Genomic DNA, 20,606 nt, shown 5'->3' with positions numbered 1-20,606 from the left:
TCACAACGTCATCCGGGTTGACGGGTCAAAATGTTGCCGACTTTTCGACGATCGGGGGAGCAATGAAAAAGATGTTCTTCGGCGCAGTCGCGCTGGGGGCTGCGTCGCTCGCGTTATTGAGCGGCTGCGCGGTGGATGACCAGGTCAGCAGCACCGTCATGGAGCAGGCCACTCAACCGCTCACCTGCATGAGCAAGCCCGAATGCGACGCATGGTGGGCGCGCGCCCAGGTCTGGGTGACGAACCATTCCGCATACAAGCTGCAGACCGTCACGGATTCGATCATCCAGACCGCAGGACCGTCGAGCGGCAAGCGCGCGCTCGCGTATCAGATCACCAAGACGCCGACGAACGAAGGCACCGCGACGATCGGCTTCGCCGCCCACTGCGACAACCCGCTCGGCTGCGAGCCGAACCCCTGGCAGGCAGGCGCGGACTTCAAGCAGTTCATCCGAAACGGTCCGGGGCTGCGGAAAGCGACGCCGCAAGCTGCCCAGGCAGTCACGGCGCCGCCCGCCGCGCCCGCGCCAGGCGGCGTGCAGGTCAGCCCGCTGGATCAGCCGGTCCCGCTCAATCTGGAGAACCAGCCGGGCCAGTCGGTGACGCCGCTCACGCCGCAGTGAATCAATGACCCATCGTGGCTGACGCGCCCTTCTTCGGCCGCGTCAGCCAGACCATCACGGCCAGCACGAGAAACGCGTAGAACGAAATGCGGAAGAAGTCGTTGGTCGACATCATGTACGCCTGCGCCGACACCACGCGATCCAGTTGCGCCGTCAGCGCCTGTCCCGACAGACCGAGTCCCGAAAGCAGATCCGAATAAGCCGTCGTGCCCGCCGAATACGGCGTGACCGATTCGGTGAGCCGCGCGTGATGGCGGATCATGCCGTTTTCCCAGAAGGTCGTGCTGACCGCCGTGCCGATCGCGCCCGACAAGGTTCGCAGGAAGTTCGACAGCCCCGCCGCGCCCGCGAGCCGTTCGTCGGAGACGCTGGAGAGCGTGATGGTCGTCATCGGCACGAAGAAGCACGCGACGCCGATGCCCTGAATCAGTCGCGGATAGATGATCTCGTGAAACGGCGTGTCGAGCGTGAAGGTCGAGTTCCAGTGCGACACGAACGCGAACGTGAGGAACGCGAAACTCGCGACCACGCGCAGATTCAGCCGATGCATGTTCTGCCCGATGAGCGGCGAGAGCACCAGCGCGAGGATGCCGACCGGCGCGGTCGCGAGGCCCGCGAGCCACGGCGTGTAGCCGAGCACGGTTTGCAGCCACAGCGGCAGCACCACGACCGAGCCGAAGAACGCGAGAAAGCCGAGCGACGTAATGAGCACGCCCATCGCGAAGTTGCGGTCGCGAAAGAGCGACAGGTCGATCACCGGTTCCTTCTCGGTCAGCTCCCACGCGAACATGAACGCGAGCGACACCGCCGCGACGATCGCCAGCGTCACGATGAAGTTCGAGCTGAACCAGTCGTGGTCCTTGCCGAGATCGAGCATCATCTGCAGGCTCGCGACGCCGATCACCAGCAACGCGAGCCCGACGCCGTCGATGCGTTGCTGGGTCGTCTTCGTCTCATGCCCGCGCAGCAGGAAGTACGCGATCGCCGCGGAAAACATGCCGATCGGCACGTTGATGTAGAAGATCCACGGCCACGTGAAGTTATCGGTGATGTAGCCGCCCATCACCGGGCCGAAGATCGGCGCGACGATCACGGTCATCGCCCAGAGGCCGAGCGCGAGCCCGCGCTTTTCCGGCGGATAACTGCGCATGAGGATGGTCTGCGACAGCGGCACCATCGGGCCGGAGACGAGGCCCTGCAACAGCCGGAAGGCGATCAGCGACTGAAAGTTGTGCGCGAGGCCGCACAGCGCGGACGCGACGGAAAACAGCAGCACGGAAATCGTGAAGAGCTTCACCTCGCCGACACGACGCGCGAGCCAGCCGGTCAGCGGCACCGCGATGGCCGACGCCACCGAATACGACGAGATCACCCAGGTGCCTTCGCTCGTCGCCACGCCGAGGCTGCCGGAAATCGTCGGCACGGCGACGTTTGCGATCGACGTGTCGAGCACCTCCATGAACGTGCCGAGCGCGAGGCCCATCGTCAGCAGGGCGAGGATGCCGCCGGTAAGCGGCATGGGCACGGGCGGCGTGGCGGGCGTGCTCGTCGCAGATGTGGACATTCTTCGGTTTCTCCGATGCGCCGACCATGCCGAAAGCACGCATCGCACGCAAACTATTTATTGTCGAGGCATTCTCTGCCCAGACAGCGAAATCGGCGCAATAAACGCCTGTTTCGTCCGATCAATCAAGGCAATTCTTCGCCGAGCCCGCACGGCGCGCAGACAGCCATCGGCGAGTTGCCGATGATGCGCGTCAGCATGCCGATCAACAGATCCAGCTCCGCGTGGTTGAACCCTTCGAGTTGCTCGTTGAGCACGGCCGCGCCGATCGCGGGCAGGCGAGCGGCGGCGTCGCGCCCCCGCTCGGTCAGACTCAGTTCGACCATCCTGCGATCGGCCTCGCTGCGCGCGCGGCTCACGAAGCCTTTCTTTTCGAGCCGGTCGAGCATGCGCGTCATCGAACCGCTGTCATACGACATCTCGCGCGACAGTTCCAGCGGCGTGCGCGCGCGCCCCGACGCAAGCAGCAGAATCACGCCGATCTGCGGCGACGTGAGATCGAGCGGCCTGAGCGCCTCATCGGTGCGCATGACGAGTACGTTGCGCGCCTTGGCCAGGAAGTAACCAAGGCTCGTTTCGAGCTGAATCGTGGCGGGATCGTAAAGCGGTTTGCTGTTCATGCGACATCGGTCAAACGGCTGTTGCGGAGTTGCGACACTACGCCGCGCTTCGCGAGGCGGATAATTGCGAAAAAGCAATCGGCAGTATCTTGAAAAGTAGTTGCACAGTCAATATTATTCTATGCAATGAGTTACGCGCGTAATGCGCAATTCGAGACCATGTTCTGATCGCCAGCCGTCGTTCGCCGACGCCCGAAGGACCTTCAAATGACCCGCTTTGTTCGCACCGCCCGCCGACGCTTCGGCCCCATCAGCAGCACGATCGCCAACGCTTCCCGTCACTTCGTCCCGCCGAAGCTGAGTTCGTGGAAACTCGCGTTGTATCTGATCGTGTTCCTGCTGCCGGGCGGTTCGTTCGCGGTGCTGGGCATGGGATGGTTCGAGAACCGGCAGCGGCGCAAGACGGCGGCTTCGGCGCCGAAGAAGGCAGCTTCGGCCCGGCCGTTGCTGCCCGCACCCTGCTCCGCATGTCCCGGAGGCGGCGGCGCAAGCGGCGCGTAAGGGGCGCATGCGCTTCCCCGTAACGCGTCGTAACCGATTCCTGCCGCCGCGTAACACCCGCCTTACGGCGAACCCGTTACGCTAACGTCTGCCCGACAACGTCCGGCGCGCGCATCGAGCGTGCGCCGCGTTCCGTTACCATCTCGGCTGATCGCGTCCGTCGCTTCGAGCGGAGCCGCGCCGACAGGAATTTCGACAAGCAGATGCCGTATCGTCCCGCCCTTCCCGCTTTCGCCGTCCCGCGCCGGCTGACCGCCACGGCGCTTGCCGCCACGCTCGCGATGTTCATCGCCGGCTGCGCAGTCGGGCCCGACTACCAGCGCCCCACGACGACGGTCCCGGCCAGCTACAAGGAAGCGCCCGAAGGCTGGAAGGTCGCGCAGCCCGCCGACCAGATCGACCGCGGCGCCTGGTGGACCATCTACAACGACGAACGCCTCAACGATCTCGAAACGCGCGTGAATCAGGCGAATCAGAGCGTGGCGCAGTTCGCGGCCGCGTATCGCCAGGCGCGCGCGCTCGTCGGCGAGGCGCGCGCGGCGTATTTCCCGACGATCGGCGCAGCGGCGTCGGCGTCGCGTTCCGGCACCGGCGCGGGCAACCGGTCGACCAACAGTTCCAGCTTCGGCCAGCAGGGTTCGGTCAACAACCAGTTCAGCCTCTCGGTCGACGCGAGCTGGGAACCGGACTTGTGGGGCAGCGTCTCGCGCACAGTTACCGCGCAGAAGGCGGGCCAGGAAGGCGCCGCCGCCGATCTCGCGAACGCGCGTCTGTCCGCGCAGGCCACGCTTGCGCAGAGCTATTTCCAGTTGCGCTCGCTCGACGCGCAACAAAAGCTCCTCGACGAAACCGTCGCGGCCTACGAGCAATCGCTCAAGCTCACGCAGAATCAGTACGCGCAGGGCATCGTCGCGCGCTCGGACGTGATTCAGGCGCAGACGCAGTTGCAGTCCGCGCAGGCGTCCGCCATCGACAACGGCGTCGCGCGCGCGCAATTCGAACACGCGATCGCGGTGCTCGTCGGCGAGCCGGCTTCCACGTTCTCGATACCGCCGATTCCGCTCGACGCGACCCCGCCCACCGTGCCCGTGCAGATGCCGTCCGCGATTCTCGAGCGACGCCCGGACATCGCTTCGGCGGAGCGCAAGGCGGCGGCGGCGAACGAGCAGATCGGCATCGAAATCGCCGCGTATTTCCCTACTCTTACGCTCTCCGCGCAAGGCGGCTTCGAAAGCTCGGTGCTGTCGCAGTTGCTGCGCGCGCCGTCGCGTTTCTGGACCCTGGGGCCGGACATCGCCGCAACGATTTTCGACGGCGGCCTGCGCGCCGCGCGCACCGACGCCGCGCGTGCCGCTTACGACCAGAGCGTCGCGACTTACCGGCAGGCCGTGCTGACGGCGTTCCAGGACGTCGAGGACAATCTCGCGTCGCTGCGCATTCTGGAGCGGGAAATCGTCGTGCAGCAGCAGGCTGTCGAATCGGCACAGCAGGCGCTCGCGATCATCAACAATCAGTACAAGGCGGGAACGGTAGCGTTCATCAGCGTGCTGACCGCGCAGACTACCGCGTTCACCGCGCAGCAGAAGCTTGCAAATATCGCGGGGCAGCGGATGGTGTCGTCGGTGGGGCTGGTGAAGGCGCTCGGCGGCGGGTGGGATGTGGCGCAGATGGATCGCGAGACGGGTGCGGTGGACGCGCCCGTCGCGGCTGCGTCTGGTGTGAGCGGGACGCAAACGGCCAATCGTTGACCGTCTGCTTTCCCTAACGCATGAAGGTCAGCGCAACCGTATCCGGATCCGTATGACGGCCAAGCAGATTCAACAGCCCCGCGAGGTTTTCGCGCTGCTCCGGCGCGGCGGTCGCCGTGCCCTGAAACCCGGTCGATTCCGGTGAAATCACGCCATTGCCCTTGAGCATCAACGGGCCCTTGCTCGTCGACAGATCGATCGTCGCCGATGCGCCCTGCGCCTGCAGCGCGACGCGATACGAGCCGAGCGGCTTGACCCGCGACACGCGCGATGCCATGTCGTCGAGCGAAACGACCACCTGTCCGTAAGCGTTGCGGTTCAGCAAACGGAATTCGGTCCACGAGAGCCGCACGCTGCCGTCGAAATCCAGCGTGTTGAACGGCGCGCCGAGGCCCGCAAGCAGCGTCGCGGGCACGGCGATCTGACCCGCCGTGACCGTCGCGCCACGCGTGGTGGCGTCCACGGTCACGGCGTCGGGCATCGCTTCGGTCTGGCGCATCGTCATATGCACGCGCCCGGTGAAAAGCGGCAGGAACGATGTCGTCCATTCGATACGCCCCGGCAGCAGCGTCGCGCCCGCGCCGTCGCTGCCCGCGGCGAGCATCAGCGTGGCCGAACCGCGCCACAGCGACCCCGCCGGATCGACCAGATTGACGTGGCCGCCCGTCGACTTCGAGAACTGCGGCACGATCCACGCGGCAGGCAGCATCACGAGCAGCGTGCCGGCGATCGATATCACCATCACGAAAAGCGCCGGCAGCGCGAGCCGGATACGTCGCGTCCAGTAACTCATTTCGTGCCGGCCGGTTGCAGCGACGCCGTCAGATCCACCTGGCCGTCCGGCTTCAGCGCCGTGACGTGCGCCTCCGACACCTGCACCTTGAACTGCTTGCGCGCGTCGTCGAGCCACATGGTCCAGTTGGGAAACGACGCGTTCTTCAACTGAATCTGCACCGCCGCGCCGATCACCTGAACCTGCGTGGGCTGCATGCCGTTGTCCGCGAGGGACTTCGCGAGCGCATCGCGCAAGGCGCCGCCCGTCGGCATCACGCCTTCGGTGGCGGGTGCGAGCGAGCGCGCGTCGTTGGCCTGCGCGGTCATCGTCGCGAGCTGGCGCTGCATCGTCGGCAGGGTGTCGCGCAGCCGCGCGCGGCCTTCGTAAGCAGGCGCCCACAGCACGAGATACACGAGCACGAGCCCGAGCGCGAGACCGCCCCACATGAGGAGCGTCTTCTCGCGCGGCGTGCGCGCTTCCCAGAATTCCGACAGTGAACGTCCGATTTCCGCTTTCATTGGGCGCTCCTGATGGTCCATTTGCCGGTGTTGCTATCGATCGAACCGTTCAGGCCATTGGCGGCGAGGCGCTTCGATAGGTCGGGATCGACCTTGGTTTCCGGCTTGAAGGTCACTTCCAGATGACGATCGCGATAGTCGAGTCCCGCGACGCCATTCACCGGCACCGGAGCAAGCGAGCGCGCGAGTCCGTCTGCGAGCGAAAGGAAATCCGACGGCGAAAGCTCGCCCGACGCCACCCGCAGCCGATCGAGATTGCGCGCCATCTGATCGGGCGCATCGAGCACGACGGTCGTCTTCGGGAACGCGTTGAGCAGCAACTCGGTTTCCTGGGCGCTGATCGCGTCGCGCTGACGCGCAAGCTGCAGCCATTGTACGTTGATGCCGATGATCGACACGACGATCGACGCCGCCACGAGCGCGATCGGCACGCGCAGGCGCCGCATCGTCGCGCGGTCGAGACGCCACGGCTGCGCGGCGAATTCGAACTGGCACAGGTCGAAGCGGCTCGCGAGCGCATTGCGCGCGAGCGCTTCGAAGCCGACCGGCAACGCGCCCGCGACGGCCGCGGCGGCATTGCGCGAGCCGGACAGGCGCGGCTCGTCGCCGGGCAGATCGACGAGCGAATACAGCGTCACCGGATGATCGCCCGCGAGCGCGGCGAGCGTCGCCTCGATCGACTCGGCGGGCAGCGCGAGACCTTCGCCGAGCGCCGAGCGTTCGCCACGCGCGATCGCGATCTCGATGCGCGGCGCGGCGAGCGAAGCAGGCGAAGGCGCGGCCAGCTCGCCGATCAACGCCGGCGCGGTCGACACGACATGCCCGAGCAGGCCCGCGACGAACGGCGTCGGCAGCACTGCCGTTTCCTCGCCTTCGACGCTCGCCGCCGGAACCGGCACCGGCAGACAGCGCATGGCGGGCACCGCCTTCACGTTGCGATGCCCCGCGCCCGAAAACGCGCCCACCACGAAGCGGAACCAGCCGCGATCGATCACGGCGACCACGCGCTTGCCATCGGCGAGTTCGACCGGATCGACGGCGACGTGGCACGTCTGCGGGTCCTGAATCAGCTGATCCTCGACGACGTTCGGCAGCGCCTGCCGCAAGCGCGGCCCCTTGAGCGGCGGCACGGCGGCGGCGAGCAACAGCGTGTCGCGCGCGGCGACGATCAGCACCGTCGCGCTCGCGCGCGGCAGCAGCCCGAGCGCCGCGCGGCCGATACGTTGCGGCTCGCCGCGCTTGTCGAGCAGCAGAAACGGCAGATCCGGCAGATGCCACTCTTCCGAGCGCACCGCGGGATCGCGCGGCGGTAATAGAACGATCAGTGTGCTCAAAGGCCACTTCCCCTCATCAATGGCAACGGCACGTCTTCACAGCGAGTCGCGTGTGTAGACGATGCGCGTCGTATGCGTCGTCGGATCGCGATACACGAGCGTCGTGCGTTCCAGTTGCGCGCGTTCGTGCTCGACGCGCCCGTGGATCACGAAATACTTCGTGGTGACGTCCATTTCGCTCGGATCGGTCGACACGGTCTTGACGCCCGCGCCGGTCAGCGCGAGCTGCACGTTGCCGATATCGTGAAAAAACACCGTCTCGCGGCGCGCGACGAACGCCTGCGCCTGCGACAGATTCATGCCGGGCACCACGGCCGCGATGACTTCGGCGGGCGCGGTGTTCATATTTACGGCGGCCGTCGTCGGCAGCACGGTGACGAACGGCCTGAGCTTCGCGACCGCTTCCGCCGAGAAGCCCGGCACGTCGAGCAGCGAATCGACGCTGATCATCTGCAAGGGCGCGACGGGCGCGTTGTTGTCGGCGTCCTTCAGGCCGGGGTCGTCGGTGAAGTTGCCGCCGCCCGTGCCGCCTTGCGCGAGCGCCGCGATCGTCGCTTCCGTGCTCGTGCCGGTCGCCGAGGTCGCGCTGTTGCCGGTCTGCGTCTGGAAACGCGTCGCGGAGCGCGCGAGGCCCGCGCGCATCTGCAGCGCCACCGTCTTGGCAAGCGAGCCGTTGATGCCGAGCATCGCGAGCAGCCGCTGGAACGCCTGAATCTGCGCGACGTTGATCGTCAGTACGCCGGGCGTCGGCGTCGAAACGAGGTTGCGCAGATTGAACTTCGCCTGCGCGTCCTCGATCGAGCCGGACAGATACGTCGACGCGCCCTGCTGCGCGCGCACTTCGCCGATCTGCCCGAGAAAGTCCGATAGCTTCGTTTTCGCGATCGGCACGCCCCACACGCCGCCGAGGTACGTGACCGTCGGCGAGGTATCGGCTTCCGAGCGCAGGATGAGGCGCGTCCAGTCGAGCGCGCTGCGCGAAATCCATTGCGCCTGCGCGAGCAGCCGCTGATTCTCGATACGTCGAATCTGCACCTGCTGACGCCACAACATGCCCGACACGAGAATCGCCGCCAGCGATACGACCAGCAACGCGCTGATGATCGCAACGCCGCGCTGCCTTTTCCGGTTCATCGCGCGCATGCTCACTCTCCGACCAGGAACACGCGCGTGAGCGGCGTCGCCAGCGTGCGCGCGCCGACCGCGACCTGAACGCCCGACACCGCGCGCGCCAGCGGCGCATTGCCCAGTTGCGGCACTTTCAGGTTGTTGTCGTTCTGGTTGATCTGCGAGAACACGTCGCTCATTCTCGTCGTCCAGCCTTTTTCCGGGATGTAGACGCGCGTCGCGAGCGAGGCCACGCCACCCATCAGGGGAATCGAGCTCCAGCCGTCCGCCGTATCGGCCGACGACAACGCGCGCCGCACTTCGCCGACGTTCTCGAGCGGCGGCGACGCATAGCGCACGATCCGGCTGTTCGAGAGCCGGTAGCGCACCACCTGCAGGCGCGGCGCACGGTCCGGCGCGAACACGCCGCGCACGATCTGCAGCGAGCCGTTGCCGATCTGCACGGCGGGCTGGCCCGCTTCGTCGTCGGTTGCGGCCTGACGCGCGTCGATGCGCATCTGGTCGAACAGTTGCGCGACGATGCGTTCGTCCTGCATCGCGTTCTCGATCGTCGCGCGGCCGCGGATCACGGAATCGAGCCCGCGCCACGACAACACCGCGAGCACCGCGAGAATCGCGATCGCGATCAGCATTTCGAGCAGCGTGAAGCCGCGCTCAGAGCGAGCGGTTCGTTTCATTCGCCACCACCGTGACCAGTTGCGCCAGATAACCGGAGCGGCCCGGCGTCGAGACGAACATCTCGACGCGCCGGAAAATCGGATTGGGCGTCTGGCTCACGCGCTGCGTGCAGGTGAGTTTCAGATTGCCCTGCGAGCAGTCGAAGCTGCGCGAGCCGATCGCCGGAAACTGGTGCGAAAGCCGCAACTGCGCGAGTTCGTTGTCCGCGCTCCAGCCCGCGAGCAGCCGCCGGTGCAGGTCCGCTTCGCCGGTCGCGAGCGAGCCGACCGCGCGCACCGACGCGGCCAGCGCCACCGCGATGATCGCCAGCGCGACGAGCACTTCGATCATCGTGAAGCCGCGCTGATGTCGACGAGCCTTGTGCATCATCGCACCTGAAAGCGGCCGCTGCCGCTACCGACGATGGTCACGCGCCCCGCCGCCGAAATCAGCGTGATTTCCATCGGCGCGTCGATGGCTTCGGTGCCGAACACGAGCCGGTTCACGGACTTGTCCGAATCGAGGAAATTGATCGTCACGCCGGTCACGCCGCCTTCCCAGCGGCGCGGGCGCAGCAGATCGTCGCGCAGCGGGCGCCAGCCGTCTTCCGTGCGGATGTCGAAGCGAAAGCCGCCGTCGAGCGGCTGCCACGCGATCGGCCGCGCGCGCACCTGCGCTTCGTCACCCGCCGATTCGAACAGCAGCGCGAGACGCTGCGCTTCCTCGTTGAGATCGGTGCGCGGGTTGCGCGTCAGTTGCAGCGACGCGAGCGACACGAGCAGCCCCGCGATGACCAGCACGACGAGCATTTCGAGCAGCGTGAAGCCGGCCTGACGACGCGCCGGCAAATGCCCGTTCACGATGTCTTGCGCCGACGGCTTACTGCCACGACCCGACGTCGGCGTCATTGCCTTCGCCGCCCGCCTTGTTGTCCGCGCCGTAGCTGAACACGTCGACTTCGCCGTGCACGCCCGGATTCAGATATTGATACTGGCCGCCCCACGGATCGTTCGGAAGACGCTCCAGATAGCCGCCGTCCTTCCAGTTGTTCGGCACCGGCTCGGTCGACGGCTTTTCGATCAGCGCGCGCAAGCCCTGCTCCTGAGTGGGATAACGGCCGTTATCGAGGCGATAGAGCTTCATCGCCTGCATGATGGTGCCGATGTCCTGCTTGGCGGCGACGCGGCGTGCCTCGTCCGGGCGGCTCATGATCTTCGGCACGATCAGCGCGGCGAGAATGCCGAGAATCGCGATCACGACCATGATTTCGATCAGCGTGAAACCGCGCTGGCGACGTCCTTGCGCCTGAACCTGTTGAATTCGCATGCGGCGTTGGGTCCACATTTGCATGACTGCTACCTCTTGAATTGAAAATATCGTTTCCGGGCCTCATGCCCGGTGATGATTGAAAAATCGCGCGGCTTCCTGTGTTGCCGAAGCCGCCGCACATTCTATCGATCCGCTTTCGTCGCGTGATTCAGACTCACGCGAGGCATCGCGTCGCGCTCAGCGCACCCAGATCGTCGGGCCGGGCGGATTCTGCGGCAGGAAGATCTCCGACTTCACGCCGTTGCGATCGATGATGATCGAGCGCGCGCGCACTTCCGAGAGCTTCACGCCCTGCGTGAGCGGCCCGCCCAGCGACACGGCTTTCGCCGCCTCGCCGCCGTAGCTCACGATGGCCGCAGCTCCCCCCTGCAACGCGAGAATGCCGAACAGATGCACGTCCGAGTTGGCCTGACGCTCCAGCCGCCCGCCGAAGATGGTCGCGGCCTGCTCGACCGACGGCGCGCGCGTCGCGGCCGCGGCGGGCAGCGGCGCGGTCTGCCGGGAGGTCAGCGTGACGACCCAGTACGTCAGCGTCACGCAAAAGAGCGCGAGCGCGGCGAGCGTGAGCAAACGAGTTTGAAGGGCGTTCATCACTGCACCAGATTATTCAGTTCGATGATCGGCAACATCACCGCGAGCACGATCACCAGCACGACGCCGCCCATCGCGAGAATCAGCAGCGGTTCGAGCAGGCTCGTCAGGAACATCGTGCGGCGTTCGAGCTCGCGCGCTTCGCCTTCGGAGGCGCGGTCGAGCATCGTGGTGACGTCGCCGGTTGCTTCGCCCGAGCGGATCAGGTGGACCAGCACGGGCGGAAACGTCTTCGTGTTGCCGAGCGCGCGCGACAGCGACGAGCCTTCACGCACCCGGATGATGGCGTCGTCGACGTTCTCGCGCATCGCCGTGTTGCTGAGCGTTTCGCCGGCCGCCTGCAGCGCGCGCAGGATCGGCACGCCGGCGGCGGTGAGGATCGCGAGCGTGCTGGCGAAGCGCACCGTGTTATAGCCACGCACCAGCTTGCCGACGAGCGGCGCGGTCAGCAGCCAGCGGTCGAACGACATGCGCGGCCCGGGCCGCGCGAGAATGCGCTTCACGAGCCACGCGAAGATCACGACGCCGATCAGCACCGCCCACCAGTAACTCCGGACGAAGGCGGAGAGCGCCATCATCATGACGGTGAGGAAAGGCAGTTGCTGCTTCGTGCTCGCGAACACGTTCACGACCTGCGGCACGACATAGCTCAACAGGAACGTGACGATGCCGAACGCGATGAGCGTGACGATGCCCGGATACGTGAACGCCAGAATGATCTTCTGCTTGAGCGCGTTGCGCTGCTCGATGTAGTCCGCGAGCCGCGACAGCACGAGCCCGAGCTTGCCGGTATGCTCGCCCGCCGCGACGAGCGCGCGATAGATCTCCGGAAAGTCCTTCGGATGCTGCGCGAGCGCGTTGGCGAACGAATGGCCGCCGAGCACTTCGGCGCGGATCGCAGCCATCAGTTCGCGGATATAATCGCGCTCCGATTGCTCGGTCAGCACCGCGAGCGTTTCGCCGAGCGGCAGGCCCGCGATCAGCAGACTCGCGAGCTGGCGCGTGAGAATGGCCTGCTCGCGCTGCGACAGACGCCGGCCGAGCGAGAGCCGTTGCTGACGCTCGCCGCGCGTGCGCGAGCCCGCCGCCTCGACGATGAGCGGCGTCAGCCCCTGCGTGCGCAACTGGCTGCGCGCGGCGCGCGCGCTGTCGGCATCGAGCACGCCTTTTTGCGTCTTGCCTGCGTGATCGATCGCTTCGAAACGGAAAGCCGGCATACGTTATTCCCCGCCCGTCACGCGCAGCACTTCTTCCAGCGACGTCACGCCCGCGGCGAGCCAGCGGTCGCCGTCGTCGCGCAGCGTGCGCATGCCCTGCTTGCGGCCCGCTTCGAGAATCTCCGCGTCCGCCGCATTGCGGTGGATCAGCGGGCGAATGATGTCGTCGATCAGGAGCAGTTCGTAGACGCCGCGACGGCCGACATAGCCCGACTGGCCGCATCGCTCGCAGCCGACCGGATGGTAATGCTTGGTGCCGTCCTCTTCGACGCGCTCTTCCTTGCACACCGGACACAGCTGCCGCACGAGCCGCTGCGCCAGCACGCCGAGCAGCGACGACGCCAGCAGATACGGTTCGACGCCCATGTCGGTGAGACGCGTGACGGCGGACGCGGCATCGTTCGTGTGCAGCGTCGCGAGCACGAGGTGGCCCGTGAGCGAAGCCTGCACCGCGATCTGCGCGGTTTCGAGATCGCGGATTTCACCGATCATGATGATGTCCGGATCCTGACGAAGAATCGAACGCAGCGCGCGCGCGAAGGTCATGCCGATGCGCTCGTTCACCTGCGTCTGACCGATGCCCGACAAATCGTATTCGATCGGGTCTTCCACCGTCATGATGTTGGTGGTCGTGGTTTCCAGCCGCGACATCGACGCGTACAGCGTGGTCGTCTTGCCGGAACCGGTCGGGCCGGTCACGAGCACGATGCCGTGCGGGCGGCCGATCAGCTTGTCGAAGTTGACCAGCGTGTCGCGCGCCATGCCGAGTTTTTCGAGATTCAGGCGCTGTGCATCCTTTTCCAGCAGACGCAGCACCGCGCGCTCGCCGTGGCCCGTCGGCAGCGTGGACACGCGCACGTCGACCGCGCGACCGCCCACGCGCAGCGTGATGCGGCCGTCCTGCGGCAAACGCTTTTCCGCGATATCGAGCTGCGCCATGATCTTGATCCGCGAGATCAGCGCGCCGTGCAGCGCCTTCTTCGGGCGTACGACATCGCGCAGCGTGCCGTCGACGCGAAAGCGCACGACCGACGCGTTCTCGAACGGCTCGATATGAATGTCCGATGCCTGTTCGCGCGCCGCCTGCGTGAGCAGCGCATTGATCATGCGGATGATCGGCGCGTCGTCCTCGGATTCGAGCAGATCCTCGACTTCCGGAATGTCCTGCATCAGACGCGACAGATCGACTTCGCCTTCCACTTCGCCGACCACCTGCGCCGCGCTGCCGTCGTTGCGCGCGTACGCCGAGTTGATCGCGGCGGCGAGTTCGTCGGCGGACTTGCGCACGATCGAGAGCGCGCCGAAATTGCGCGCGACTTCGGCGAGCGCCGCGTCGGTGGTGCGCTCGCTGATCCACACTTCGATGCCGTCCGCGTGCTGATGCGCAAGCAGAATCTGCCCGCTGCGCGCGAAGCCGTAAGGCACGAGCCGGGCCGCCAGCGGCGACGCCGCGCTGCTCGCGCTCTCGACTGCTTCGTTGACCGTGGTCACGGCCGCACTCCTTGTTGGCTGTTCGTCGCCGCGTTGCCCGGCATCGCGTTGGTCGCGCCGTTGGCCGGCATGGTGTTCGTCGCGCCGTTCGCGGGCGCCGGATAGGTCGGGCCGTACTGCGGCGCCTGGCCTGCGTCCGGATTCTGCGGCAGCGTCGTGCTCGGGCCGGGGCCGCGCGTCGTGTTGCTCCAGTCCAGCAGATTCTGCGCCGGCGCGCCGCCGCCCTCGCTCGGACCGAGCGGCTTCGGCGGCATCACCGGCACATTCTGGTCCTTGATGAGACGGTTGTCCGTCGTCGAGCCATATTGCTGCTGACGCAGATAGTCGTAGCGCGTATTGGCGATCTGCGTGGACGTGGCCTGATCGCGCACGATCACCGGGCGCAGGAACACCATCAGGTTGGTCTTCGTGCGCGTCTTGCTCTCGCTTCTGAACAGGCTGCCGATGAAGGGGATGTCGCCGAGCAGCGGAATCTTGCTGTTGTTGTTGTTGTACTGATCCTGCATCAAGCCGCCGAGCACGACGATTTCGCCGTCGTCCGCGAGGATGGTCGACTGCACCGAACGCGTGTTGATCGTCACGCCGCCCGGATCGGTCTTCGTGGTTTGATCGACGCTCGAATCTTCCTGATAGATCTGCATCTTGAGCACGCCGCCGTCGGTGATCTGCGGCTTCACGTGCAGCGTCACGCCGACATCGCGGCGGTCGAACGTGTTGAACGCGGTGACCGAGGTCGCGGCGTTGGCGGTCGGCGTCGCGTAGGAACCGGTCACGACCGGCACGTTCTGGCCGACCACGATCTTCGCTTCCTCGTTGTCGAGCGTGATGAGGTTAGGCGTCGAGAGAATGTTCGCATCCGCCGATGTCGACAGCGCCTGCAACAGGCCGCCGAGCCCGAACAGATTGCCGAAGCGGTGCAGCAGGCCGATGTTCAGGCCTTGCGCGAGCAGACCGCTGGTCGACGTGATCGCGGACGGATTCTGCGCGATCGCGTTGCCCTGCAAGGTCAGATCGACGATGTTCGTGTTGCCGCTGCCGAAGCTCGTGCTGCCGTACACCGCGTTATTGCCGCCGTTCGACAGCAACAGCCCTTGCCACTGGATGCCGAGGTTCGCGCCGGTCGTCGCGGAAAGCTCCACGATCAGCGCCTCGATATAGACCTGCGCGCGGCGCGCGTCGAGCTGGTCGATCACGGAGCGCAGGTTGCGGTAGACCGGATCGGCCGCGGTGATGATCAGCGAGTTGGTCGCGGCGTCGGCCTGGATCATGCCGCCGCCCTGGTCGTTGCCGGACTCGTTGTCCTTGTTCGACGAAAAGCTCGAATCGCGATTGCCCGAGCCGCCCGACATCGGATTGTTGCCCGTGCCCGAGCTGCTGCTGCCGAGACCGCCGGGCAGCGGCGGCATGCCCGACTGGCCGGTGGACGTCGACGAATTGCTGAGGCCGCCGCCGCTCTGGCCGAACGAGTTCGAGTTCGAGCCCGAGGTGTTGTCCGAGCTGTTGTTGCCCTTGCCGAGCATGCCGCGCAGCGTCTTGGCGAGGCGCGTCGCGTCGGCGTTGCGCAGCGCCACGACGTGCATGTTGCCGGGCTGCGTCGTGGGCGCGTCGAGCTTCTGCGCCAGTTGCTTCGCCGCGGCGAGGCGCGAGCTGCTGGAGGCGCGGAACATCAGCGAGTTGGTGCGCGCATCGGGCGTGACGGTGACTTTCAGCGTGGCATCGGTGCTGCCGATGGCGCCGGGATCGAGCAGCTTGTTCATCTGCTCGGCCACGTCGATCGCGTTGGCGTTCTTCAGCGTGACGAGGTCGACCGAGCGGCCCGCGGCGGTATCCACGCCCGCGATGATGCCCGCGATGCGGCGCACGTTGTCGGCGTAATCGGTGACGACGAGCGTGTTGTTCGCCGGATAGGCAGCGATCGTGTTGTTCGGCGAGATCAGCGGACGCAGCACCGGCAGAAGGTTGTTCGCCGATTCGTTATGCAACTGAAAGACCTGCGTGATCACCTGATCGCCGCGCGCGGCCGGCGCGTTACCGACGTAGGTCGGCACGCCCTGGAGCTTGGCGTCGGCTTCGGGCACGACCTTCAGCACGCCGTGATCCTGCACCAGCGCGAAGCCCTGCATGCGCAGCGACGACTGGAGCGTCTTCAGCGCCTGATCCTCGGGAACCGAATTCTCCGAGACGAGGTTGAGCTGCCCCTTGACGCGGGGATCGACGATGATCGTTTTGCCGGTGGCGGCGCCGATCGCTTTCGCGACCTGGTCGATGTCCGCGTTGACGAAATTCAACGTCACTTGCGCCTGAGCGGCTTGCGCGACGATAAGTCCCGCCGCCAGCAGTGCCGTCGCCGTGCGACGCAGTGCCATAGGTTGTCTTCTCATGGATGTGATGTCAGAGCCGGATTTTCATGAGCCGGCTGAGGCGGCAGCTCGTCAGCCGAACGCGCCGCCAACCGCGGTAGGACAGGCAGACCCGGCCGCCGCGATCATTTTAAAAAATATGACGATAACAGTTTCATGTAACGGAATTGTGCCAATTCGTTTGACACCAGGTCGCTCTTCCGCTGCTCGTGCGATAACCCGCTCCAGCGCTCTCAAGCTTTCGAATAACTTGCCGATAGACCGTATCTGGGCTGTTCCAGAGTTGGGCCGATGCACGCGGGAGCCGAATTGTAACCCGTCCAGAAGTCTTATTATTCATACATTTAGGACATATCCAATGGATATTCCTGCGCGCTCGCGTGCAAGCGGCTTCCGGCCGGTGCCATGGACGTATGTCTGATAGCCAACTTATGGTCTGAATCATCAGCCGGTATGATACGGTCGGTTCCGCATTCCGGGCGGATGCAAAAAGGGCGGGTTTTCCCCATGCAGCCCGGCCGCGGGCGTTGATTTGTTGGCGTTGGCGCCAAGGCGCCGCAACGGCGGCATGACGTTCCGCGTGTGCGGATGGAGTAGAAAGAAGATGAAGAGAATCGTGCGACTATTTGCGATATGCGGGCCGCTCCTTGCGGCCGCCTCCGCACACGCAGACTGCTTCGACGAAGCGGCGAAATATCAGAAGGTCAATCCGCTCATACTGCGCGCGATCGCGTGGCAGGAATCGCACAACAAGCCTGACGCCATCAACAAGAACGCCAACGGCTCGACCGACTACGGGCTGATGCAGATCAACTCGATTCATCTCAATACTCTGGCGCAGTATGGCATCTCGAGCGGCACGCTGATGGAACCGTGCAAGAGCGTGTATGTCGCCGCATGGCATCTCCGCCAGAAAATGAACAAGTACGGCAATTCGTGGCAGGCGGTCGGTGCTTACCATTCCGAAACACCCGCGCTGCGCGACAAGTATTCGGCACAGATCATCGAGATCCTGCGCCGCTGGAAGCTGGTTCAGGCCACCCGTTAAGGCATCGATGCGCGCCACGGCCCGCGCGCATTTGATGCAAAATCCCCTATTCGATCGCCTGCGCGGCCCTGACGGCCGCGCGGGTTCGCGCTCGCGCGCTCCCTTCCCCGCTACGCTCCACTGCGATGAACCAGACGCCATTGCCCATTACCGTGCTATCGGGATTCACCGGCGCGGGTAAAACCACACTCGTCGATGCCTTGCTCGCCAACGCCGCGGGCGTGCGTATCGGCGCCGTGACCTGCGGCAAGGCCGCGTCCGGCGCGGATCGCGAAACCACCGAACTGCCGAACGGCTGCCTGCTCCTGACGCTCGCCGACCGGTCGATGCAAGCGCTCGAAAGCGCCATCAGATGGATTGCGCAACAGCAGCGCTTCGATGCGATCGTGATCGAAGCGCCGGGTATCGCCGATCCGATGGACATCGCCGAGCAACTCGCTTTCGGCGACGACGAGGACGCGACGCTCGCCGGCCGCGCGCATCTCGATACCTTCGTCACCGTGATCGATGCCGCGAGCTTCATGCGCGACTACGCTTCGTCCGATTCGCTCGATGCGCATGAAGGCCACGACGAAGCGGACGGCAAGACGGTCGTCGAAGTACTCGTCGAGCAGATCGAATTCTGCGATGTCATCGTCATCAACAAGATCGATCTCGTCAGCGCGGACGAAGTCGAAAAGCTCGAACGCATCCTGCACGGTCTCAATCCGCGCGCGCTTCTGTTGCGCGCGCAGTCGGGCAACGTCACGCCCGCCGACGTGCTGAACACCAGCCGCTTCGATTTCGATGCAACCGCGAGCGCGCCCGGCTGGCTCGCGATTCTCAACGGCGAACATCCGTCGAGCGACGAACCGGATGCATTCGGCGTCGGCCATTTCGTGTATCGCGCGCGCCGGCCGTTTCATCCCGAACGCCTGTGGAAGCTGCTGCATGAGGAATGGCCGGACGTGCTGCGCGCAAAGGGCTTCTTCTGGCTCGCGACGCGCAGCGAAGTGGGCGGTTCGCTATCGCAAGCGGGCGGTACACTGCGGCATGGTCCGGCGGGCGTGTGGTGGGCCGCGCAGGATCGCAGCGAATGGCCGACCGATGACCCCGAACTCGAAGCGGAGATCGTCGCGGAATGGTATGGCGATCCGGACGACAACAGCGTCGGCGACCGGCGGCAAGAGCTGGTGCTGATCGGCCTGAATCTCGATCCTGCCACGTGGCAGGACCGGTTCGATGCATGCCTTCTGACCGACGACGAATGGGCGCTCGGCGCCGACGGCTGGCAACGCTTCGCCGATCCGTTCCCCGCGTGGGACGTCGAGGATCACGACCATGAGCACGACCATGAGCACGACCACGATCATGGTCCCGATTGCGATTGCGACGATCATCGCCATTGAGCAGACACGAAGCGCAGCCGAAAAAAAACCCGCCGAAGGCGGGTTATGACCAACTGGCTACCCTGGGTAGCCGCACAATCGGCAAGAAGCTTACCGCTTGTTCACTGCGTCCTTGAATGCCTTGCCAGCCGTAAACTTGACCGTCTTTGCGGCCGGAATCTTGATGGATTCGCCGGTCTTCGGATTGCGGCCGGTGCGCGCTGCGCGCTTTCCCGAGCCGAAGCTGCCGAAGCCGATCAACTGCACTGCGTCACCTTTCGAGACAGCCTTCTTGATCACTTCGAGCAACGTGTCCAGCGTTTCGCCGGTTTGAGCCTTGCTAGCGCCGGTCTGAGCGGCTACGGCGTCGATCAATTCCTGTTTGTTCATTAAGGTTCCTTTATCAGTTTAGGTTGACACGAACAGCGCGAACGCGCCGATTATACGTGCGCAAGCCGTGCAGTCGAGTAGGGACGGCCTTCTGGCGTGCCCGCCCGACGAATCGGCGTTCTGTCGCGCCATCTCACCGGCGTTGCTCCACTTCGTCGCCTTCTCGCCGCCTCTATACGCGGCGCTTGGTATGATAGCGCAGCGCAAACCCAATCAGGACAAGGGTTTCAAAGATTTACCCTTATATTTTTGGGGCTCCCGGCCGTTTTTTTGGCGCAGAACACCTGGGTCCGATCCATGCTACGCGAGCTGATCATCGAATACGGCCTGCCGTTGGTTTTTGCCAACGTTCTGCTCGAGTGCCTCGGCTTGCCGCTCCCAGCCTTGCCCACACTGGTTTTGACGGGCGCCATCACGGTCTCGGTGAGCTTTGCATCGGGCGATGTCGCGGGCCTTGCAGCGGGCCTGCCGCAGCTCTTTCCATCGGCGGCAATGGGGCCGCTCGCGGCGATCGTCATCACGGCCAGCATCGCCGCGCTCATCGGCGACACGCTCTGGTTCTGGCTCGGACGCCGCCACGGCGGCCGCGTGCTCGGCTTCCTGTGCAAGCTCTCCATCTCGCGCGATACCTGCGTGAACCGCAGCCTCGACTTCTTCGGGCGCTTCGGCGTGCGCATTCTCGCCGTGTCGAAGTTCATCCCCGGCTTGTCGACGCTCGCGATTCCCGTCGCGGGCGCGACCGGCATCGGCTTCGGCAGCTTTCTCTTCTATGACGCGCTCGGCGCGATCATATGGTCCGGCATCGGCGTCGCGTTCGGCGCGATGTTCGCGGATCTCGTCGATAGCGCGCTCGCCTGGCTCGACCTGTTCGGGCGCGGCGTGATGGTGCTCGCCGTCATCGCGCTCGCGCTCTATCTCGCCATACGCTGGTGGCAGCGTGTGTCGCTGTTGCGCAGGCTGCGCATGGCGCGTATCGATATCGCGATGCTGCGCGCGTTGCTCGAGCGCGAGCCACCGCCACTCGTCATCGACGTGCGCCGCCATGAACGTCGCGCGATGGATCCGTATGCGATCCCCGGCGCGCTGCTTCTGCACGACGACGCTGCGTCGCAACTCGCCGGCATCGCGCGCGATCGCAAGCTCGTGACCTATTGCGACTGCCCGAGCGAAGTCTCCGCCGCGCTCGCCGCGAAGGAACTGGCCACGCATGGCTTCACCGATGTCGCGCCGCTGCTCGGCGGACTCGCGGCATGGCGCGCGGCGGGCTACGCGCTCGAACCGCTGATGATCGAAGACGCCGCGAACGGCGCGGCGCGCGGTATCGCCAAGTCGTCTTCCGCCTGAG

At 65.4% G+C, this 20,606-nt stretch carries 21 protein-coding genes; 6 read left to right on the top strand and 15 right to left on the bottom strand.

The window, feature by feature from the left end; translation table 11 throughout:
* The first annotated feature begins 62 nt into the window (after positions 1–62).
* Positions 63–623 carry a hypothetical protein gene (locus tag AWB80_RS08040; protein WP_087131112.1) on the top strand — a complete coding sequence of 187 codons (561 nt, stop codon included), beginning with the start codon at positions 63–65 and terminating at the stop codon, positions 621–623.
* Between the two features lies 1 nt (position 624).
* Here the strand turns inward: AWB80_RS08040 and AWB80_RS08035 are convergent, their stop codons facing one another.
* Both AWB80_RS08035 and AWB80_RS08030 read right to left on the bottom strand, forming a co-directional pair.
* Positions 625–2,187 carry a DHA2 family efflux MFS transporter permease subunit gene (locus tag AWB80_RS08035; RefSeq protein ID WP_061174116.1) on the bottom strand — a complete coding sequence of 521 codons (1,563 nt, stop codon included), beginning with the start codon at positions 2,185–2,187 and terminating at the stop codon, positions 625–627.
* Positions 2,188–2,312: 125 nt separating this feature from the next.
* Positions 2,313–2,807 carry a MarR family winged helix-turn-helix transcriptional regulator gene (locus AWB80_RS08030; protein WP_061174115.1) on the bottom strand — a complete coding sequence of 165 codons (495 nt, stop codon included), beginning with the start codon at positions 2,805–2,807 and terminating at the stop codon, positions 2,313–2,315.
* A gap of 207 nt (positions 2,808–3,014) precedes the next feature.
* On the opposite strand from AWB80_RS08030, the gene AWB80_RS08025 reads away from it, so the two are divergent.
* The gene (locus AWB80_RS08025; RefSeq protein ID WP_061174114.1) at positions 3,015–3,308 is read left to right on the top strand and encodes a hypothetical protein; all 294 of its coding nucleotides are present in this window, start codon (positions 3,015–3,017) and stop codon (positions 3,306–3,308) included.
* A 203-nt stretch (positions 3,309–3,511) separates the two neighbouring features.
* Positions 3,512–5,056 (top strand): efflux transporter outer membrane subunit, encoded by a 1,545-nt coding sequence (locus tag AWB80_RS08020; RefSeq protein ID WP_061174113.1) that lies wholly within the window; start codon positions 3,512–3,514, stop codon positions 5,054–5,056.
* A gap of 13 nt (positions 5,057–5,069) precedes the next feature.
* Here the strand turns inward: AWB80_RS08020 and AWB80_RS08015 are convergent, their stop codons facing one another.
* The 12 genes from AWB80_RS08015 to gspD all read right to left on the bottom strand — a co-directional run bounded on the left by AWB80_RS08015 (position 5,070) and on the right by gspD (position 16,462).
* Positions 5,070–5,849 carry a type II secretion system protein N gene (locus AWB80_RS08015; protein ID WP_061174112.1) on the bottom strand — a complete coding sequence of 260 codons (780 nt, stop codon included), beginning with the start codon at positions 5,847–5,849 and terminating at the stop codon, positions 5,070–5,072.
* A complete protein-coding gene (gspM, locus tag AWB80_RS08010) occupies positions 5,846–6,349 on the bottom strand; it encodes a type II secretion system protein GspM (protein WP_061174111.1) in 504 nt (167 codons plus the stop codon). Before gspM ends, AWB80_RS08015 begins: the two co-directional genes overlap by 4 nt.
* Entirely contained in the window at positions 6,346–7,683 is a 1,338-nt protein-coding gene (gspL, locus tag AWB80_RS08005; RefSeq protein WP_061174110.1) for a type II secretion system protein GspL, read from the bottom strand. The genes gspM and gspL overlap by 4 nt, the downstream gene beginning before the upstream one ends.
* A 36-nt stretch (positions 7,684–7,719) precedes the next feature.
* Entirely contained in the window at positions 7,720–8,826 is a 1,107-nt protein-coding gene (gene gspK / locus AWB80_RS08000) for a type II secretion system minor pseudopilin GspK (RefSeq protein WP_061174109.1), read from the bottom strand.
* Between the two features lie 2 nt (positions 8,827–8,828).
* Positions 8,829–9,488, bottom strand: coding sequence for a PulJ/GspJ family protein (locus tag AWB80_RS07995; RefSeq protein ID WP_087131110.1), 660 nt, complete (start codon positions 9,486–9,488; stop codon positions 8,829–8,831).
* The gene (gspI, locus tag AWB80_RS07990; protein ID WP_061174107.1) at positions 9,466–9,858 is read right to left on the bottom strand and encodes a type II secretion system minor pseudopilin GspI; all 393 of its coding nucleotides are present in this window, start codon (positions 9,856–9,858) and stop codon (positions 9,466–9,468) included. Before gspI ends, AWB80_RS07995 begins: the two co-directional genes overlap by 23 nt.
* A complete protein-coding gene (locus AWB80_RS07985) occupies positions 9,855–10,376 on the bottom strand; it encodes a GspH/FimT family pseudopilin (protein WP_061174106.1) in 522 nt (173 codons plus the stop codon). Before AWB80_RS07985 ends, gspI begins: the two co-directional genes overlap by 4 nt.
* A complete protein-coding gene (gene gspG / locus AWB80_RS07980) occupies positions 10,348–10,818 on the bottom strand; it encodes a type II secretion system major pseudopilin GspG (protein WP_061174105.1) in 471 nt (156 codons plus the stop codon). The genes AWB80_RS07985 and gspG overlap by 29 nt, the downstream gene beginning before the upstream one ends.
* 156 nt (positions 10,819–10,974) lie before the next feature.
* A complete protein-coding gene (locus tag AWB80_RS07975) occupies positions 10,975–11,388 on the bottom strand; it encodes a hypothetical protein (protein WP_061174104.1) in 414 nt (137 codons plus the stop codon).
* A complete protein-coding gene (gspF, locus tag AWB80_RS07970; RefSeq protein ID WP_061174103.1) occupies positions 11,388–12,605 on the bottom strand; it encodes a type II secretion system inner membrane protein GspF in 1,218 nt (405 codons plus the stop codon). Before gspF ends, AWB80_RS07975 begins: the two co-directional genes overlap by 1 nt.
* A gap of 3 nt (positions 12,606–12,608) precedes the next feature.
* On the bottom strand, positions 12,609–14,096 hold the full coding sequence (gspE, locus tag AWB80_RS07965; protein WP_061174102.1) for a type II secretion system ATPase GspE: 1,488 nt from the start codon (positions 14,094–14,096) through the stop codon (positions 12,609–12,611).
* On the bottom strand, positions 14,093–16,462 hold the full coding sequence (gene gspD / locus AWB80_RS07960) for a type II secretion system secretin GspD (protein WP_061174101.1): 2,370 nt from the start codon (positions 16,460–16,462) through the stop codon (positions 14,093–14,095). The genes gspE and gspD overlap by 4 nt, the downstream gene beginning before the upstream one ends.
* Before the next feature lie 598 nt (positions 16,463–17,060).
* On the opposite strand from gspD, the gene AWB80_RS07955 reads away from it, so the two are divergent.
* Positions 17,061–17,504, top strand: coding sequence for a lytic transglycosylase domain-containing protein (locus AWB80_RS07955; RefSeq protein ID WP_061174317.1), 444 nt, complete (start codon positions 17,061–17,063; stop codon positions 17,502–17,504).
* Positions 17,505–17,629: 125 nt separating this feature from the next.
* Positions 17,630–18,892 (top strand): GTP-binding protein, encoded by a 1,263-nt coding sequence (locus tag AWB80_RS07950; protein WP_061174100.1) that lies wholly within the window; start codon positions 17,630–17,632, stop codon positions 18,890–18,892.
* A 90-nt stretch (positions 18,893–18,982) separates the two neighbouring features.
* Here AWB80_RS07950 and AWB80_RS07945 read toward each other — a convergent pair whose 3' ends face one another.
* Positions 18,983–19,261 (bottom strand): HU family DNA-binding protein, encoded by a 279-nt coding sequence (locus AWB80_RS07945; protein WP_008352404.1) that lies wholly within the window; start codon positions 19,259–19,261, stop codon positions 18,983–18,985.
* Between the two features lie 297 nt (positions 19,262–19,558).
* Between AWB80_RS07945 and AWB80_RS07940 the strand changes: the two genes are divergently transcribed.
* Entirely contained in the window at positions 19,559–20,605 is a 1,047-nt protein-coding gene (locus tag AWB80_RS07940) for a VTT domain-containing protein (RefSeq protein ID WP_061174099.1), read from the top strand.
* The last annotated feature ends 1 nt before the right edge of the window (position 20,606 follow it).

It is taken from the genome of Caballeronia pedi (assembly GCF_001544915.2).
In the GTDB taxonomy this organism is placed as follows: Bacteria; Pseudomonadota; Gammaproteobacteria; order Burkholderiales; family Burkholderiaceae; genus Caballeronia; species Caballeronia pedi.
Note: the sequence above shows the minus strand (reverse complement) of the source record. Positions and strands in the feature narration are given on the sequence as shown.

What these genes read in the sequence shown, in the direction of transcription:
- AWB80_RS08040 (WP_087131112.1), top strand. Translation starts at nt 63, where the DNA reads ATGAAAAAGATGTTCTTCGGCGCAGTCGCGCTGGGGGCTGCGTCGCTC.
- AWB80_RS08035 (WP_061174116.1), bottom strand. Translation starts at nt 2,187, where the DNA reads ATGTCCACATCTGCGACGAGCACGCCCGCCACGCCGCCCGTGCCCATG.
- AWB80_RS08030 (WP_061174115.1), bottom strand. Translation starts at nt 2,807, where the DNA reads ATGAACAGCAAACCGCTTTACGATCCCGCCACGATTCAGCTCGAAACG.
- AWB80_RS08025 (WP_061174114.1), top strand. Translation starts at nt 3,015, where the DNA reads ATGACCCGCTTTGTTCGCACCGCCCGCCGACGCTTCGGCCCCATCAGC.
- AWB80_RS08020 (WP_061174113.1), top strand. Translation starts at nt 3,512, where the DNA reads ATGCCGTATCGTCCCGCCCTTCCCGCTTTCGCCGTCCCGCGCCGGCTG.
- AWB80_RS08015 (WP_061174112.1), bottom strand. Translation starts at nt 5,849, where the DNA reads ATGAGTTACTGGACGCGACGTATCCGGCTCGCGCTGCCGGCGCTTTTC.
- gspM (WP_061174111.1), bottom strand. Translation starts at nt 6,349, where the DNA reads ATGAAAGCGGAAATCGGACGTTCACTGTCGGAATTCTGGGAAGCGCGC.
- gspK (WP_061174109.1), bottom strand. Translation starts at nt 8,826, where the DNA reads ATGCGCGCGATGAACCGGAAAAGGCAGCGCGGCGTTGCGATCATCAGC.
- AWB80_RS07995 (WP_087131110.1), bottom strand. Translation starts at nt 9,488, where the DNA reads ATGAAACGAACCGCTCGCTCTGAGCGCGGCTTCACGCTGCTCGAAATG.
- gspI (WP_061174107.1), bottom strand. Translation starts at nt 9,858, where the DNA reads ATGATGCACAAGGCTCGTCGACATCAGCGCGGCTTCACGATGATCGAA.
- AWB80_RS07985 (WP_061174106.1), bottom strand. Translation starts at nt 10,376, where the DNA reads ATGACGCCGACGTCGGGTCGTGGCAGTAAGCCGTCGGCGCAAGACATC.
- gspG (WP_061174105.1), bottom strand. Translation starts at nt 10,818, where the DNA reads ATGCAAATGTGGACCCAACGCCGCATGCGAATTCAACAGGTTCAGGCG.
- AWB80_RS07975 (WP_061174104.1), bottom strand. Translation starts at nt 11,388, where the DNA reads ATGAACGCCCTTCAAACTCGTTTGCTCACGCTCGCCGCGCTCGCGCTC.
- gspF (WP_061174103.1), bottom strand. Translation starts at nt 12,605, where the DNA reads ATGCCGGCTTTCCGTTTCGAAGCGATCGATCACGCAGGCAAGACGCAA.
- gspD (WP_061174101.1), bottom strand. Translation starts at nt 16,462, where the DNA reads ATGGCACTGCGTCGCACGGCGACGGCACTGCTGGCGGCGGGACTTATC.
- AWB80_RS07955 (WP_061174317.1), top strand. Translation starts at nt 17,061, where the DNA reads ATGAAGAGAATCGTGCGACTATTTGCGATATGCGGGCCGCTCCTTGCG.
- AWB80_RS07950 (WP_061174100.1), top strand. Translation starts at nt 17,630, where the DNA reads ATGAACCAGACGCCATTGCCCATTACCGTGCTATCGGGATTCACCGGC.
- AWB80_RS07945 (WP_008352404.1), bottom strand. Translation starts at nt 19,261, where the DNA reads ATGAACAAACAGGAATTGATCGACGCCGTAGCCGCTCAGACCGGCGCT.
- AWB80_RS07940 (WP_061174099.1), top strand. Translation starts at nt 19,559, where the DNA reads ATGCTACGCGAGCTGATCATCGAATACGGCCTGCCGTTGGTTTTTGCC.